This is a genomic window from Allobosea sp. AAP35, assembly GCF_001295925.1.
Classification (GTDB): domain Bacteria; phylum Pseudomonadota; class Alphaproteobacteria; order Rhizobiales; family Beijerinckiaceae; genus Allobosea.
The window spans coordinates 1-15,089 of record NZ_LJHQ01000059.1; the positions used below are offsets into that span (position 1 = coordinate 1).

A 15,089-nucleotide genomic window follows, 5' to 3' on the forward strand; every position below is an offset into this window, starting at 1 on the left:
GGGGGGGGGGGGGGGGGGCCCGGACGCTGCAGAATGAAATAGCGGCAGGCCCTCATCCGGCCCTCCGGGCCACCTTCTCCCATCCGGGAGAAGGAAGGATGCCGTAGCGCCCACAAGGCTATCGTCCGCATCACGCCGCCTGCTCCGTCACGCCGGCCATCAGCAACCCGAGATCGCGTTCGTCGGCGGCGTCCGCCATCCGCTCGCCGGTGATCCGCCCGCCGCATAGGCACAGGATGCGGTCCGACAAAGCCATCACCTCCTCGAGCTCGACCGAGACGAGCAGGATCGCGACGCCCGCGTCACGCAAGGCGATCAGCCGGCGGTGGATGAATTCGATCGCGCCGATATCGACGCCGCGCGTCGGCTGGCCGACGAGCAGCACCTTCGGCGCACGCTCGATTTCGCGGGCGAGCACGATCTTCTGCTGGTTGCCACCCGAGAAGTTGGCGGTCTTCAGGGCGGGGTCCGGCGGGCGCACATCATAAGCCGCGAAGGTCTGGGCCGCCCGTGCCGCGATCGTCGCGGGCGACAGGAACGGGCCGGGGCCGAGCGCCGGATCGTCCTGATAGCCCAGGATGGCGTTCTCTGCCGCCGGGAAAGCCGTGACGAGGCCGGTGCGATGTCGGTCCTCCGGAATGTGCATCACCCCCAGCTTGCGCAAGCGCGCCGGGTTGCGCTCAGTGCTGGACAGGATTTTCCCGTCGAGCCTGACCACGCCGCGCGACGGGTGGCTGAGCCCGGCCAGGACCTCGAGCAGTTCGCTCTGGCCGTTACCGGCAACACCGGCGATCCCGACGATCTCGCCGGCATGAAGCGTCAGGTCGATGCCGCTCAGCAATGCAACGCCCCGCGCATCGACAAGGTCGAGCCCGACCGCCTCCAGCACTGCCGCGCCCGCCGGCCTCGACTCTTTCTCGACCCGCAGCAGCACGCTGCGGCCGACCATTGCTTCGGCGATCTCGGGCGGGGAGGTCTCGGGCGTCGCCAGATGCGCGACCATCTCGCCGCGCCGCATCACCGAGACCCTGTCCGTCACCTGCATGATCTCGCGCAGCTTGTGTGTGATCAGGATGACGGTCTTGCCCTGGTCCCGCAACGCCCGCAGCAGCGCAAAGAGCTGGTCGGCTTCCGGCGGCGTCAGCACGGCGGTCGGCTCGTCGAGGATCAGGATCCGCGCGCCGCGATAGAGCGCCTTCAGGATCTCGACGCGCTGCTGGAAGCCCACCGAGAGCTCGCCGACGATGGCGTCGGGGTCGATGACGAGCCCATACTGCGCCGAAAGCCTTGCGAGTTCGGCCCGGGCCCGCTTGACGCCCCCACTGAGCCAGGCACCGCCCTCGGCGCCGAGCACGACGTTCTCGACGACGCTCAGCGTCTCCACCAGCATGAAGTGCTGATGGACCATGCCGATGCCGGCGGCGATCGCATCGGCCGGGGTGCGGATGCGGCAAGGCTTGCCGTCGACCCGGATTTCGCCGGAATCGGCTTCATAGAAGCCGTAAAGGATCGACATCAGCGTCGATTTGCCCGCGCCGTTCTCGCCCACGATGCCATGGATCGAGCCGGCGGCGACCGAGAGCGACACCTCGCGATTGGCCTGCACCGGGCCGAAGCGCTTGGAGATGTCGGTAAGTTCGATGGCGGATGCGGATATCGTCATGGGAAAGGAGCCAGGACGGAGAACCCCTCTCCTGCATCGATGTCGGCTGTTGCCGACATCGACACTTGGAAGGGCTGATCTCGGGCAAGCCCGAGATCAGTGAGAGGGGCAGGGGAGAGGTGACGGCCAGACATCGCTAGCCTGAAGCCTGTGTCGGGGCGGATATGACTTAAATGATCGAGTGGCCGACCCCTCACCCTGCCCTCTCCCTCCGGCAGAGGGTTCCCCGTGCCATGACCGCGACGCGGCTGCCTCACACCGCGCACTTCTGATCCGACATGTAGTCGTGGACCTTGACCGCGCCCGAGATGATGTCGGCGCGGGCCTTGTCGGCCGCGGCCTTCATCTCGGGCGTGACCAGCGCCTTGTTGGCCTCATCCAGCGCCCAGCCGACACCGTCTTCCTTCAGGCCCAGCACGGACATGCCCGGCTTCCAGGCGCCGTCGCGCGCCGCCTTGAAGGAGCTGTGGGTTGCGACATCGACGCGCTTCAGCATCGAGGTCAAAACCCGGCCGGGCTGCAGGGCGTTCTGATTGGAATCGACGCCGATGCCGAGCTTGCCTGCGTCGGCCGTGGCGCGCAGGACGCCGATGCCGGTGCCGCCGGCGGCGTGGTAGATCACGTCGGCGCCGCGGTCGATCTGCGATTTGGCGAGCTCGCCGCCCTTGACCGGGTCGTTCCAGGCGGCCGGCGTCGAGCCGGTCATGTTCTGGAAGATCTCGGCGTCTTTCTTCGCCGCCTTGACGCCCTGGATGTAGCCGCAGGCGAACTTCCGGATCAGCGGAGTGTCCATGCCGCCGACGAAGCCGACCTTGCCGGTCTTCGAAGCCATGCCGGCGAGCAACCCGACGAGATAGGAGCCCTCATGCTCCTTGAACACGACCGACTGCACGTTCGGCAGATCGACCACCATGTCGATGATGGTGAACTTCAGGTCGGGGAACTCGGCGGCGACCTTCTGCAGCGCGGTCGCCTGGCTGAAGCCGACGGCAATGATCGGGGAGTGGCCGTCGCGGGCGAATCGGCGAAGCGCCTGCTCGATCTGGGCATCGTTGGTCGGCTCGAAATCCCGGAACTCGACGCCGGTTTCGGCCTTGAAACGCTCGGCGCCGGCAAAGACGCCCTCGTTGAAGGATTTGTCGAACTTGCCGCCCTTGTCATAGACGATGGCCGGTTTGATCGCCGTCTGCGCCAGCGCCGCGACGGCCGAAAGAGCAACGCCGGCCAGCGCCAGCGCGAGCGATTTCAACTGCATGGAAATCCCCTGTCGATGTCTGGGGGCGTTGACCGCCCCATCTGGCAGATACGATGGCATGGCTTTCGGGCGCGGCCAAGCGGTCTCGGATCGGTCTGGAGACTGTGCCGCATGGCGCGCGGACCACCCCTGTCGCGCCGCGCGATTGCCCCCGGCGCGGGATCGGCTTAACCCTGCCCGAATGAGCCTGAACGAAGACGAGGTCGAACGCTATGCCCGCCACCTGGTGCTGCCGGAAATCGGCGGCCCCGGCCAGCAGAAGCTCAAGCGCGCGCGGGTGCTCGTGGTCGGCGCGGGTGGGCTTGGGGCGCCGCTGATCCAGTATCTCGCCGCTGCCGGCGTCGGCCATATCGGCATCGTCGATGATGACACCGTCTCGCTGTCGAACCTGCAGCGCCAGACGATCTACGGCACGGACGACATCGGCGCCCACAAGGCCGTGGCGGCCGCCGCCTTCGTCAAGCGGCTCAACCCCCATGTCGTGGTCGAGGAGCATGTCACGCGGCTCGATCCCCACAATGCCCGCGCCCTGATCGCCTTTTACGACGTCGTCGCCGAGGGCTCTGACAATTTTGCCACCCGCTATGCCGTCTCCGATGCGAGCTTCCACGAGCGCAAGCCTGTCGTCATGGCCGCGCTCGGCCGCTTCGACGGGTCGCTGACGACGATCCGCGCGCATGAGAACGCTCCCGACGGCCGCCCCAACCCGACCTGGCGCTGCCTCTTCCCCGATGTGCCCCCGGCCGGCTCAGTGCCGACCTGCGCGGAAGCCGGCATCCTCGGCGCGCTGCCAGGCGTCATGGGCTCGCTGATGGCGCTGGAGGTGATCCGGGCGATCACCGGATTCGGCGAGCCGCTGGTCGGCAGGCTGCTGCTGGTCGATGCCCTGACAATGCGCTTCGAGACGATGCGCTATGGCTGGGACGAGACCAACAGCCTGAACGGCACTGCGCGATAGACGTTTCAGCGGAGTTTTAACCTGTTTGCGTTATCGAGCCTCGGTCACGGCGGTTCGATGGCGAGGTGAGCATGCAGGCCGACCAACCGATGGAGGCTGCACCCCCCGCCAGCATGCATTGGCGGTCCTTGCTCCTGTCCCCCCTGGTCGTGCTGTCTGGCGCCGTGCTGATCTGCGCGCTGCTCCTGACCCAGCCCCTGATGCTGCCGCTCGGCGCGATGTACTGGGATCTGGTGCTCTACATCGACGCCGCCCGCCGGATGGCCGATGGGCAAGTGCCCTTGCTCGATTTCATCACCCCTGTGGGGCCGCTGGGGTACTGGCTCTATGCCGGGCTCGGCGATGTCTTTCCCAAAGCGCAGCCGCTCCTGCTGGCACAATGGTCGCTGTTCGCGATCACGGCACCACCGATGGTCCTGATCCTGCGGGAAGCCGACAGGGCCTCGCGCGCGACCGCCTTCGGGCTGCTCCTGCCTTATCTCGTCTTCCAGATCCTGCCGATCAATGTCGAGCAGCACTCGTTTTTCCCCGGTATCGACGGTTTCGGCATCTACAATCGCCAGATCAGCATCGTGCTCTACGTGCTGGTCTGCGGCCTCACCACCCTGCGTGACCGGCGCGTGCTGACGGGCGTGCTGGTCTGGTGCCTGCTTGCCCTGCTGCTGATCAAGATCACGGGCTTCCTCGCCGGCGGGCTGATCGTCGCCTTTGGGCTGGTGGCGGGCCGGATCGACATCCGCACGAGCCTTCTGGCCATCTTGGTCGGTGGGCTCGGCCTGGCCATCCTGGAACTGCGGGGCGGTCTTCTCAGCGCGTATGCCGCCAGCATTCTGGCGCTGCTCGAGATCAATGCAGGCGGCATCCTGGAGCGTTTCTTCCGGGCCGCATCGTTGCATCTCGATATCGTCGCGGCCGGCTCCGCTCTGATGCTGACGCTGGGCTGGCTCGAGCGCCAGCAACTGATGGCTTGCCTGCGTCGACTGGTGCGAGAGCGCTCATGGCCCGCACTGCGGCATTTGCTGGACCGCGACCTCTTCTGGCTCGCCGTCACCCTGGTGGCAGGGTTGTTTCTGGAAACCCAGAACACGGGCGGCCAGGCGTTTATCTTCGTTTGGCCGGTGCTGCTCGGTATCGTGTTGGGCTGGGCCGGAAGCGGTCGACACGGCGCCTTCGCTGTTCTCGCGCTGGTGGCGGCGACCGCGATCCCGCCGGTCGAGACGGTGCTGCAGCGGGCCGGGCGGGCGGGGCTTGCACAGGCCGGCTATATTCCGCTGCCGCAGACCCATCTTGGGACGTTGGGCCAGGTCTCGCAGCACCCTGAGGTGGTGGGCAGGGCCGCCAAGATGCAGGCGATCTACGCCGGTTCGATCGAGACCTTCGAGGCGATCGCGCGGCAGGAGATCCTGCCCGGCCAGACGCTCTATTCGGAACTCGACTTCCAGCTCGGCTGGCTGCTGGCGGTCGATGCCGGCATCGCCGCGATCCTGGCCCATGAGGCCAAGACGGGCGTCCGGTTCGCGACGATCATGAGCCTGAACTTCGTCAACCCGTTCCCGGCACTGATGAGTCGGGGCAGCGTGCGCCACATCGCGATCGGCGCCGATCCGTTTCGCGCCGTGCCGCAGCCCGATGCGAAGGCGCTGGCCGCCGTCGCCGCGGCTGATCTGATTCTGCTGCCGCTCTGCCCGGTGACGGTCGCCAACCAGGCGCTGCACAGGGTCTATGCCCCCGCCATGGCCGGACGCCGCGAGATCGAACTCGGCGCCTGCTGGAAGGGCTTCGTCAAAGGCTGACGGGCCGCGCCCGCATCCGCGCCGCTCGGTCAGGCGCGATGGGCGACCCTGGCCTCGATGACGTCGAACAATTGCGCCGCCAGATCGGGCCCGCCGAGCTTCTTGATCGCGCGCACGCCGGTCGGCGCGGTGACGTTGATCTCGGTCAGCTTGCCATGGATCACGTCGATGCCGACAAGCAGCAGGCCACGTTCACGGAGCGACGGCCCGATCGCCTCGCAGATTGCCAGCTCCTGCTTCGACAGATCGGTCGGCCTGGCCGCGCCGCCGCGCACCATATTGGCGCGCAGATCGCCGACCGCCGGCACGCGGTTGACCGCGCCTGCCGCCTCGCCATTGATCAGGATGATGCGCTTGTCGCCCTCCGAGATCTCCTTGATATAGGCCTGCACCACCCAGGGCTCGCGGAAGAGATTGGCGAAGAGATCGTAGAGCGAGCCGAAATTCGGGTCGTCCTTGCTGGTCTTGAACACCGTCGCGCCGCCATGGCCGTAGAGCGGCTTCATCACGATCTCGCCGAACTCGTCGCGGAAAGCCTCGATCTCGGCCTTGTCGCGGGTGATCAGCGTCGGCGGCATCAGCTCGGGAAAATGCGTGACGAAGAGCTTCTCCGGCGCATTGCGGACATGGAACGGGTCGTTGACCACCAGCGTCTTGGGGTGGATGCGCTCCAGCATATGCGTGGTCGAGACATAGGCCATGTCGAAGGGCGGGTCCTGCCGCAGCAGCACGACATCCAGCGTCGAGAGATCGGTCCGAACCTCTGCGCCGGCGCTGAAATGGTCGCCCTCGACATCGCGCACCGTCACCGGCCGGATCGGCGCCGTCACCTTGCCCTCGCGCATCGAGAGCTTGTCGGGCGTGTAGGTGAACAGCGTGTGCCCGCGCGCCTGCGCCTCCAGCATCAGCGCAAAGCCGGTATCGCCCGCCACCCGCAGGCGCTCGATCGGGTCCATCTGGATGGCGACGGTGAGGGTCATGATGTGCGCTCCGGGAAGTTCGTCAGGAAAGTCGAGTCCGGCAAGACCGACGCCTGCGCGCCCTTATCGACCGGCCCGCCCCGCGTCGGCAAGGGGGGCTTCCCGCATGGATGGCGGCACAAGGACGAGGTGACGAGGGCGAGGCTCTTAAATTGACCGCACCAAGGTAGCGCGCTACCTTGGTGACCAATCGCCGCCCGAGGCGATTGGAGCCGCCATGTCCAGCCCCGCAGCGAAGAACGCCCAGAGCAAGTTCGCCCGCTACCGCGCCGACAAGAAAAAGCAGGGGCTGAAGCTGCTGCGCATCTGGGTGCCGGACGTCAATGCGCCCGGATTTGCCGAGGAAGCGGCGAGACAGGCGGCGATCATCAATGCTGCGCCCGATCATGAAGAGGTCATGGCTTTCATTGAGAGGGCGACGGCTGACCTCGATCTCCCGCCCTATGAGTGGGGACCGGAGGGTCCACCGCCGGCGTGGGATCCGTCCTTGGACAACGAGACCAAGCCGAGATGAGGCGTGGCGATCTGGTTACCGTCGCGCTGTCGGGCGATTACGGGAAGCCGCGGCCCGCAATCATTGTCCAGGCGGACGCGCTCACGGCTGTCGACAGCGTAGTGGTCGCGACGCTGAGCACGCACCACCTCGATGCCCCGCTGTTCCGCTTGCCGATGGTGCCTTCATCGAAAAACGGGCTGCGCGAGCCGTCTGATGTTTTGGTCGAAAAACTGTTTGCCGTTCCCCGGAGCAAGGTCGGTCCTGTGTTTGGTCGCGCCGATGAGGAGCAGATGCTGACCTTGAATCGGATGCTGGCCTTCGTTCTTGGGCTCGCGGAGCCTGATTGACAGGTATCACAGCCCTAGTTCGACCACTGCCTGCACATGCCGCGGCCAGCGCCAGGGCGCGAGGAAGACGGCGTCGGCCCGCAGATGATGGTCCATCGCCCAGGGGTTGCGCGCCAGCCATTGTCGGATCCGCAGTTCGACCAGCCGGTGCTTATCCGGCGTGATCGAAACGAGCGCATCGCCCATAGCCCCGCGCGCCTTGACCTCGACGAAGGCGATCGTCCGTCCCCGCTTGACGATCAGGTCGATTTCGCCGCCCTTGCCGCCGAAACGCCTGGCGAGCAGTCGATAGCCCCTGGCGGCGAGCCACAGTATCGCGAGCCACTCCGCCCGCGCGCCGGTGACGCCGGAGCGTCGGGCGCGCCGGCTGCGGGCTTCGCCGGTCCGGCCTTCCGTCAAGGCTCCTCGCGGGTCAGTTCCAGCGCGCGCGCATAGACCTTGCGGCGCGGCTGGCCGGTCTCGGCGGCGACCTGCGCCACCGCCTCCTTCAAGGACACCTGGGCGAGCGCCGCGCGCAGCCGCTCGGCGATGACGTCGCGAGATGGCGCCAGTTCCTCGGCGCCGGGCGGCCCGATGATCACGACGATCTCGCCGCGGGCTTCCTCCTCGTCCTCGTAATGCGCCGCCAGCGTGGAGAGGGGCCCGCGACGCACGTTCTCGTAATATTTGGTCAGCTCGCGCGCGACGGCGCCCGTGCGCTCCCCCAGCACGGCTGCCGCGTCCGCCAGCATCTCGGCGAGCCTGCGCGGCGACTCGAAGAAAACGAGCGTGCCCGGAATGGCCGCGAGTTCGGTGAGGCGCCCGCGCCGTGCCGCCGCCTTGGGCGGCAGGAAACCCTCGAAGAAGAAGCGGTCGGTCGGTAGCCCCGCCAGCACCAGCGCCGCCAGCACGGCCGATGGGCCCGGGATGCCCGTCACCGGCAGCCCTTCCGCGACGAGTTCCGCCACGAGCTTGTAGCCGGGATCGGAGACCAGAGGCGTGCCGGCGTCGGAGATCAGGGCGAGCTTGCCGCCTTCGCGCAGCTTGGCGAGGATCTTCGGCCGCATCTGCTCGGCGTTGTGCTCATGATAGGGGTAGAGCGGCGTCGAGATGCCGTAATGCACGAGCAGCGTCTTCGAGGTCCGGGTGTCTTCGGCCAGGATCGCGTCGGCTGCGGCGAGCGTCGCCAGCGCGCGAAACGAGATGTCGCGCAGATTGCCGATCGGCGTCGCGACGATATGGAGCCCCGGCGACAGCGGCTCGGCTTCCGCCTTTAGCCCGAAGGCGGTGTATGTGGTTGCGCGCGGCGCTGGCGTGGGGGCGATCGACATCGGCGCGAACCTGCCACAGCTGCGCGCTGCGCGCCATCGCGGCTCCCGGCTGTCATCTCGCCCGGGGCGTGCAACACAGAGTTAACAACTTGAAAATACCATGCCGCGCTGGCAGGAGAGTCCCTCGGTCGGGGGACTGCACCGCCGGACGGCCCATCGGCCGGTCCGGCCCGAGATCTGGAGATCGCCCGTGTTGCGTCATCGGCTCATCGAACCGGTCCGGCGGCGAAGCCTGCCTTCGCTGGCCGCGCTGGCTTGCCTCGCGCTCGCATCCTGCAGCGGCGGGCCCAGCGGTTTGCCGGGCTTCGACAGCGCCGCCACATCCGGCCAGCCGGCGCCGAGCACTGGCCAGACGATCGGTGCCGGCAAGGTCAAGGTCGGTCTCATTCTGCCGCTCACCGCGGAAGGGCAGGGCGCCGTCGTCGGCAACGCGCTGAAGAACGCGGCTGAGATGGCGCTGGCCGAATTTCCCAACGCCGACCTGACGCTGCTGGTCAAGGATGACCGCGGCACGCCCGACGGCGCCCAGGCCGCCGCGCAGGAGGCGCTGCGCGAAGGCGCGGAGCTCATCATTGGCCCCCTCTTTGCGCCATCCGTCCAGGCCGCAGGCCAGGTCGCGCGCGGCGCCAACCGGCCGGTCATCGCCTTCTCCAGCGACACCAGCGTCGCGACGCGCGGCATCTACCTGTTGTCCTTCCCGCCCGAAAACGACGTCAACCGCGTCATCGCCTATGCCTCGCAGCAGGGACGCAAATCCTTCGCCGCCATGCTGCCCGACACCGCCTATGGCAAGGTTGTCGAAGCGGCGTTCCAGCAGGCGGTCGCCGCCCGCGGGGGCCGCGTCGTCGTGATCGAGCGCTTTACGCCTGACCAGAATTCGATGAACGCCGCCGCGGCGCGGCTGACCCCGGCCCTGCAGCAGGCGGATGCGCTGTTCGTGCCCGCCGCCGCAGACACCATGCCGGCACTCGGCCTCGCGCTGCAGCAGGCCGGCTACGACCCGACCAAGGTCAAGCCGCTCGGCACCGGCGTCTGGAACGACGCCAATGTTGCGCGCGTGCCGGCGATCCAGGGCGGCTGGTTCGCCTCGCCCGACACCGCCGGCTTCAACGCCTTCGCCGGCCGCTACCAGGCCCGCTTCAACGCAGCGCCGACGCGCACCGCCACATTGGCCTATGATGCGGTCTCGCTGGCGGCGGCGCTGGCGCGCACGCAAGGGTCCCAGCGCTTCTCGGAAGCTGTGCTGACCAATGCGTCGGGGTTCGCCGGCGCCGACGGCGTCTTCCGCTTTCGCCCCGATGGCCAGATCGACCGCGGCCTCGCCGTGCTCGAACTGCGCAACGGCCAGATCGTCACGGTGAACGCCGCGCCGCGCGATCTGGGACCGCGGACGCAGTAACGATTCGGCGTCATGCTCGGGCTTGACCCGAGCATCTCCTGATCGAGAGATTCTCGGGTCTGCGCTTCGCCCGAGAATGACGGTGCGCTTTACGCCGCCAGATCCGCCACCACCGCGTCCAGCAGCAGGGCGCCCTCCGGGGTGCAGGCAAGCTTACCGCCGGGCTTGCGGGTCAAAACCCGGTCCAGCACCAGGCTTGCGACGCGGCGTTCGCTCAGGGACCGTCCCGACAGGGCCTTGAACACGGCGGGATCGATTCCCTCGACCAGACGCAACCCCATCAGCAGATACTCGTCGCCTTGAGCCACGTTATCGAGGCGGTCGTTCTCGACCAGCGCATGGCCTTCGGCCTCGATGCGTTCGAGCCAGGCTTCGGGGCGCTTCTCGGTGGAGTGCGCCATCCGGCCCTCAGCCGTCACCACGCGGCCATGGGCGCCGGGGCCGATTCCGGCATATTCGCCATAGCGCCAGTAGACGAGGTTGTGCCGGCATTCCGCGCCGGGGCGGGCATGGTTGGAGATCTCGTAGACCGGCAGGCCGTGCCGCGCGGTAATCTCCTGCGTGATCTCGTAGAGCACGGCGCCGGCTTCATGGTCGGGGATCGCGAGCTTGCCGGCCTTGTACAGGCGCTCGAACATCGTGTCGGGCTCGATGGTGAGCTGGTAGAGCGAGAGATGCTCCGCCGCGTGGCTGATCGCCAGTTCGAGTTCGGCCCGCCACAAGGCCGGAGTCTGCGTCGGCGTGCGGGCATAGATCAGGTCGAAGGAGTAGCGCTCGAAGTATTTTCGCGCGATCGCGACCGCATCCAAGGCCTCTCGCGTCGAATGCATCCGCCCCAGCGCCTTGAGATCGGCGTCGTTCAGCGCCTGCACTCCGAGCGAGACGCGGTTGACACCCGCCGCCCGGAAATCCGCGAAACGCCCGGCCTCGACGCTGGTCGGATTGGCCTCAAGCGAAACCTCGCAGTTCGGGTCGATCGCCCAGAATTCGCCGATCGCATCCAGGATCGCGCCGACGGTGCGGCCCTCCATCAGCGAGGGCGTGCCGCCGCCGAAAAAGATCGAGTTGACGGTCCGGCCCGGCGCCAACGCGGCGCGATGGGCGATCTCGCGCCGGAAGGCGGCGATGTAGCGCGCCTGGTCGGGCGGCTGCAGGCGGACATGGCTGTTGAAGTCGCAATAGGGGCATTTCGCCAGGCAAAACGGCCAGTGCACATAGACGGCGAAGCCCGCATCCGACGTGGGATGGAGGATCGGGGGGGACGGTGCGAGGCTGGCCGCACCGCTCATGGCCGTTTCGGTAGGCATGCTCACTGCGGCGCCCGCAGGCAGGCCGCCGCGAGCTGCTTGAAGGCCCGCGCCCGGTGCGATAGAGCGTCCTCGGCACCGCTCTTCACGGTGCTCGACATCTCCGCGAAGGTCACGTCATAGCCATCAGGCTGGAAAATCGGGTTGTAGCCGAACCCGCCCGTGCCGCGCGGCGCGTCGACGATCGTGCCGTAAACCCGGCCCTCGAACAGCTCCTCATGGCCGTCCGGCCAGGCGATCACCAGCGCCGAGACGAAATGCGCCTTGCGCTGGTCTGGCGCCGTCGCGCCGCGCTTGGCCATCTCGGAGAGCACACGCGCCATCGCCGGCTTGAAATCCTTGCCGGGCCCGGCCCAGTTGGCCGAGAACAGCCCCGGAGCGCCATCGAGCGCATCGACGCAAATCCCGGAATCGTCCGCCAGCGCCGGCAGGCCCGAGGCCTCAGCCGCCGCGACCGCCTTGATCGCCGCATTCTCCGAGAACATGTAGCCGGTCTCGTCGGGCTCGGGCAGGCCGAGCTCGCCGGCCGACACCAGCTCGATCCCGTAGGGCGCCATCAGCTCGCGCATCTCGACGAGCTTGCCCTTGTTGTGGGTCGCGATCACGACCTTGCCGGTGAGGAGGCGGTGGGATGTCACTGGTCAGCCCTTTCTGGCCCCGAACCTCGCCGTCATCCCGGGCTTGCCCCGGGAACCATCCTAAAGCGCGACGGCGCCCTATGATGGATCCCGGAGCTGCGCTTCGCTACGTCCGGGATGACGGCGTGGTTCCGAGCGAATATTTCGGGACGGATGATATGAAATTCGCTTAAGCAACGGCCGCCTTCTGCAGCGCCACCAGCTTGCTCACCCCGCCCTTGGCGAGCTTCAGCAGCGCCATCAGCTCTTCCTCCGAGAACGGCGCGCCCTCTGCCGTGCCCTGCACCTCGACGAGGCCGCCCGTGCCGGTGATGACGAAGTTCGCATCGGTCTGCGCGCCGGAATCCTCGATATAATCGAGGTCGAGCACCGGGTTGCCGGCGACGATGCCGCAGGAGATCGCCGCGACATGGTCCTTGAGCGGGTTCGAGCCCTTCAGCATGGAGCGCGCTTCCATCCATTTCAGGGCGTCGTGCAGCGCCACCCAGGCGCCGGTGATCGAGGCGGTGCGAGTGCCGCCATCGGCCTGGAGCACATCGCAATCGACCACGATCTGGCGCTCGCCGATCGCGGTCAGATCGACCACGGCGCGAAGCGAGCGCCCGACCAGCCGCTGGATCTCCTGCGTGCGCCCGGACGGCTTGCCCGAGGTGACCTCACGGCGGTTGCGCTCATGCGTGGCGCGCGGCAGCATCGCATATTCGGCCGTGACCCAGCCCTTGCCGGTGCCGCGCAGCCAGGGCGGCCCCTTTTCCTCGACGGTCGCGGCGCAGAGCACCTTCGTCTCGCCGAACGAGACCATGCAGGAGCCCTCGGCATAGCGCACCACGCCGCGTTCGAGCGTGACCTTGCGCATCTCGTCTGCGGCGCGTTTGGAGGGTCGCATGGCGGTATCCTAAAATGTCTGAGAGAATGGCGGCTTGTAGGCGGTTGGGTCCGGCGGGGCAAGGTTGGGCGCTGGCGGTGCGCGTTTTCGCTTGATCCCCCGAAAGCCGAAGCCGACAATCACCCGATGTCGAACCCGAATTTACACCCGAAATGAGCGCCCATACACCGCGCCCCGAATCCCCGAGCGGGTTGATCGAGACCGATCAACGCTCGCGAGAGATCTTCCGCCAGATCGTCGATGGCTTCCTGACCACGGGCGAGCCGGTCGGATCACGCAACATCGCCCGCCTGCTGCCGATGGCGCTGTCGCCCGCGACGGTCCGCAACGTCATGACCGATCTCGAACTGGCCGGGCTGATCTTCGCGCCGCACACCTCGGCGGGGCGCCTGCCGACGGAACGGGGTCTGCGCTTCTTCGTCGATGCGATGATGGAGGTCGGCAACCTGACTCTGGACGAGCGGACCCGTATCGAGGCGCAGATGAAGGCCGCCGCGACGGGACGCACGCTCGACGGCACGCTGACCGAGGCCTCGGCGCTGCTCTCGGGGCTGTCGCGCGGCGCCGGCGTCGTCGTCACCACCAAGGCCAATGCGCGGCTCAAGCATATCGAATTCGTCCGGCTCGATCCGGCCCGGGCGCTGGTGGTGCTGGTCGCCGATGACGGGACGGTCGAAAACCGCCTGCTGGCCTTGCCGCCGGGCCTGCCGGCTTCGGCTCTGAGCGAGGCCGCAAATTTCCTCAACGCCCGCATCATGGGCAAGACGCTCGGCGAACTGCGTGCCGAAATCGCGCAGAACCGCGCCCAGATGGAAAGCGAACTCGATTCGCTGACGGCGCGACTGGTCGAGAGCGGCATCGCGACCTCGTCGGGCCCCACCAGCGACCGCCATCTGATCGTGCGCGGCCAGGCCAATCTTCTGGAAGACCTGAAGGCACAGGAGGATCTCGAGCGCATCCGCCTGCTCTTCGGCGATCTGGAGACCCAAACGGACGTCATCGACCTGCTCTCGCGCGCCGAGGCCGGCGATGGCGTGCGCATCTTCATCGGCTCGGAGAACAAGCTGTTCTCGATGTCGGGCTCCTCGATGGTGGCGGCGCCCTTCCGCGATTCCGAGCAGCGCATCGTCGGCGTCGTCGGCATCATCGGGCCGACCCGGCTGAACTATGCCCGCATCGTGCCGATGGTCGACTACACCGCCAAGGTGGTAGGGCGGCTGCTGGATGGGGAGCGGTAGAATCCACCTTCGGCACGCTCCAGCGGCGCAGAAGCTGGGATTCCAGCAGGAACCATGCTACATATCAAGTTGGAATTGATATGTAGCATGGGAGGCGCCGATGAGCCCCGCCAAAACCAAAACCGTTCGATCGCAGCCAAGCCCCCCTGGCGAGGCCAAGCTGTTCTGGTCCGGGCGCTCTCAGGCCGTGCGTCTGCCTAAGGAATTCCGCTTCGAGGGTGATGCGGTGAAAATCCGCCGCGAGGGACGACAGGTCATCATCGAACCTATCGAGGACCAGTGGGCCTGGCTCGACAAGATCACCGGTGACTTCGATCCGGCCTTCGAGGAGGCCATCAACGAGAAGCTGCCGCAGCAGGAGCGACCCGAACTCGACGATTTCTTCAAATGATCTATCTGCTCGATACCAATGCGCTGACGGCGTTGATGCGCGGCCATCGCGCGGTCCGAGCGAGAATCCGCGATGTCGCCGTGAGCGACATCGTCCTCTCCAGCATTGTGATGCACGAATATTACTACGGCGCTTTTCACGGCTCGCGGACGGATGAAACCATTGCGCGAGCCCAGGAGCTTCCCTTCGTCCGCCTCGATTTCACCGATGCCGACGCGCGCTGCGCTTGCCAGATCCGTGCTGCGCTCCGGTCTCGCGGCGCGCCGATCGGCCCCTATGACGTCCTGATCGCCGGGCAGGCGCTGGCGCGCGGTCTGATCCTGGTCACCAACAACGTCTCCGAATTCTCGCGTGTCGAGGGGCTTCGCGTCGAGGACTGGCAGGGCTGAACGGTCGAACGGCATTGGCTTGAGGCTCTTATCGGGCTA

Annotated in this window: 16 protein-coding genes; 8 read left to right on the forward strand and 8 right to left on the reverse strand. The window is 67.2% G+C overall.

Features of this window, described 5'->3' with window-relative positions; translation table 11 throughout:
• Window positions 1-130: 130 nt before the first annotated feature.
• Together IP69_RS18015 and IP69_RS18020 are read right to left on the reverse strand one after the other, a co-directional pair.
• The gene (locus IP69_RS18015) at window positions 131-1,663 is read right to left on the reverse strand and encodes an ABC transporter ATP-binding protein (protein ID WP_054144220.1); all 1,533 of its coding nucleotides are present in this window, start codon (window positions 1,661-1,663) and stop codon (window positions 131-133) included.
• A 253-nt stretch (window positions 1,664-1,916) separates the two neighbouring features.
• Window positions 1,917-2,918 (reverse strand): BMP family ABC transporter substrate-binding protein, encoded by a 1,002-nt coding sequence (locus IP69_RS18020; protein WP_082359446.1) that lies wholly within the window; start codon window positions 2,916-2,918, stop codon window positions 1,917-1,919.
• A 181-nt stretch (window positions 2,919-3,099) separates the two neighbouring features.
• Between IP69_RS18020 and moeB the strand changes: the two genes are divergently transcribed.
• A complete protein-coding gene (moeB, locus tag IP69_RS18025; protein ID WP_054144221.1) occupies window positions 3,100-3,876 on the forward strand; it encodes a molybdopterin-synthase adenylyltransferase MoeB in 777 nt (258 codons plus the stop codon).
• Window positions 3,877-4,004: 128 nt separating this feature from the next.
• Window positions 4,005-5,669 (forward strand): hypothetical protein, encoded by a 1,665-nt coding sequence (locus IP69_RS18030; protein WP_156323532.1) that lies wholly within the window; start codon window positions 4,005-4,007, stop codon window positions 5,667-5,669.
• A 29-nt stretch (window positions 5,670-5,698) separates the two neighbouring features.
• Here the strand turns inward: IP69_RS18030 and gshB are convergent, their stop codons facing one another.
• Window positions 5,699-6,649: a glutathione synthase gene (gene gshB, locus IP69_RS18035; protein ID WP_054144223.1), complete on the reverse strand. Its 951-nt coding sequence runs from the start codon at window positions 6,647-6,649 to the stop codon at window positions 5,699-5,701.
• A gap of 217 nt (window positions 6,650-6,866) precedes the next feature.
• On the opposite strand from gshB, the gene IP69_RS18040 reads away from it, so the two are divergent.
• Together IP69_RS18040 and IP69_RS18045 are read left to right on the forward strand one after the other, a co-directional pair.
• On the forward strand, window positions 6,867-7,163 hold the full coding sequence (locus tag IP69_RS18040) for an antitoxin MazE family protein (protein ID WP_082359447.1): 297 nt from the start codon (window positions 6,867-6,869) through the stop codon (window positions 7,161-7,163).
• The gene (locus IP69_RS18045; protein WP_054144224.1) at window positions 7,160-7,492 is read left to right on the forward strand and encodes a type II toxin-antitoxin system PemK/MazF family toxin; all 333 of its coding nucleotides are present in this window, start codon (window positions 7,160-7,162) and stop codon (window positions 7,490-7,492) included. Before IP69_RS18040 ends, IP69_RS18045 begins: the two co-directional genes overlap by 4 nt.
• Before the next feature lie 6 nt (window positions 7,493-7,498).
• Here IP69_RS18045 and IP69_RS18050 read toward each other — a convergent pair whose 3' ends face one another.
• On the reverse strand, window positions 7,499-7,891 hold the full coding sequence (locus IP69_RS18050) for a YraN family protein (RefSeq protein ID WP_054144225.1): 393 nt from the start codon (window positions 7,889-7,891) through the stop codon (window positions 7,499-7,501).
• Window positions 7,888-8,802 carry a 16S rRNA (cytidine(1402)-2'-O)-methyltransferase gene (gene rsmI / locus IP69_RS18055; RefSeq protein ID WP_054144226.1) on the reverse strand — a complete coding sequence of 305 codons (915 nt, stop codon included), beginning with the start codon at window positions 8,800-8,802 and terminating at the stop codon, window positions 7,888-7,890. The genes IP69_RS18050 and rsmI overlap by 4 nt, the downstream gene beginning before the upstream one ends.
• A gap of 190 nt (window positions 8,803-8,992) precedes the next feature.
• Here rsmI and IP69_RS18060 point away from each other — a divergent pair, with 190 nt between their 5' ends.
• Window positions 8,993-10,201 (forward strand): penicillin-binding protein activator, encoded by a 1,209-nt coding sequence (locus IP69_RS18060; protein WP_248306888.1) that lies wholly within the window; start codon window positions 8,993-8,995, stop codon window positions 10,199-10,201.
• A gap of 89 nt (window positions 10,202-10,290) precedes the next feature.
• Here IP69_RS18060 and hemW read toward each other — a convergent pair whose 3' ends face one another.
• The 3 genes from hemW to rph all read right to left on the reverse strand — a co-directional run bounded on the left by hemW (window position 10,291) and on the right by rph (window position 13,032).
• Entirely contained in the window at window positions 10,291-11,490 is a 1,200-nt protein-coding gene (hemW, locus tag IP69_RS18065) for a radical SAM family heme chaperone HemW (RefSeq protein ID WP_054144243.1), read from the reverse strand.
• 20 nt (window positions 11,491-11,510) lie between these two features.
• The gene (gene rdgB, locus IP69_RS18070; protein WP_054144227.1) at window positions 11,511-12,146 is read right to left on the reverse strand and encodes an RdgB/HAM1 family non-canonical purine NTP pyrophosphatase; all 636 of its coding nucleotides are present in this window, start codon (window positions 12,144-12,146) and stop codon (window positions 11,511-11,513) included.
• 169 nt (window positions 12,147-12,315) lie between these two features.
• Window positions 12,316-13,032 carry a ribonuclease PH gene (rph, locus tag IP69_RS18075; RefSeq protein WP_054144228.1) on the reverse strand — a complete coding sequence of 239 codons (717 nt, stop codon included), beginning with the start codon at window positions 13,030-13,032 and terminating at the stop codon, window positions 12,316-12,318.
• Between the two features lie 152 nt (window positions 13,033-13,184).
• Between rph and hrcA the strand changes: the two genes are divergently transcribed.
• The 3 genes from hrcA (at window position 13,185) to IP69_RS18090 (ending at window position 15,050) form a co-directional block, all read left to right on the forward strand.
• Entirely contained in the window at window positions 13,185-14,270 is a 1,086-nt protein-coding gene (gene hrcA, locus IP69_RS18080) for a heat-inducible transcriptional repressor HrcA (RefSeq protein WP_054144229.1), read from the forward strand.
• 100 nt (window positions 14,271-14,370) lie between these two features.
• Complete coding sequence (gene vapB / locus IP69_RS18085; RefSeq protein WP_054144230.1) at window positions 14,371-14,661, forward strand: type II toxin-antitoxin system VapB family antitoxin; 291 nt, start codon at window positions 14,371-14,373, stop codon at window positions 14,659-14,661.
• Window positions 14,658-15,050: a type II toxin-antitoxin system VapC family toxin gene (locus IP69_RS18090; RefSeq protein ID WP_054144231.1), complete on the forward strand. Its 393-nt coding sequence runs from the start codon at window positions 14,658-14,660 to the stop codon at window positions 15,048-15,050. The genes vapB and IP69_RS18090 overlap by 4 nt, the downstream gene beginning before the upstream one ends.
• The last annotated feature ends 39 nt before the right edge of the window (window positions 15,051-15,089 follow it).